2 protein-coding genes are annotated in these 518 nt (G+C 67.6%); both read left to right on the plus strand.

All coding sequences use genetic code 11. From position 1 onward, the window contains the following. Positions 1 to 297 (plus strand): substrate-binding domain-containing protein (locus AC1DWF_RS38630; RefSeq protein ID WP_476843679.1); only part of this gene is annotated, 297 nt, incomplete at its 5' end. A 122-nt stretch (positions 298 to 419) separates the two neighbouring features. Continuing rightward, positions 420 to 518: NAD(P)-binding domain-containing protein (locus AC1DWF_RS38635; protein ID WP_476843680.1), on the plus strand; the 99-nt coding region annotated here is incomplete at its 3' end.

A 518-nucleotide genomic window follows, 5' to 3' on the forward strand; every position in this document is an offset into this window, starting at 1 on the left:
GTGGAGGGCGGCGGCAATCCGGACGCGATCTTCTTCGCCGGCGACGTGCTGGCCATGGGCGCTTCGCTGGAATGCGCGCGGCGCGGCTGGCCCGTGCCGGGCAAGGTGGCCATCGCGGCCTTCGACAATTTCGATCTGCTCGGCCATCTCGTGCCGCCCGTCACCACGCTGAAGCTGCCGCGGCTGGAGATCGGCCGGCGCAGCGCGGAGGTGCTGCTCGACCGCATCCAGGGCCGCTCCTCGGCCGCCGTCGCGGTGGATCTGCGCTTCGAGATCATCCATCGCGGCAGCACCTGACGGGATGGACAGGAATGGCGCCACAGCTATGGTATCGGTATCATCGAGAGGCTGAACATGCGGCCGCAAGCCGCGAGAATGGCCCCAACGTCCGAGACTATCGTTAAAGGGAGGGACCGCGAGTGGCGGACCAGGTTCTGGGTTTCATTGGCCTCGGCCAGATGGGCAGCCGCATGGCGGCGCGCCTTCTCGATGCCGGGCACAAGGTCGTCGTGTGTGAC

The sequence above is a fragment of the Aminobacter sp. P4_D5 genome, assembly GCF_056401815.1.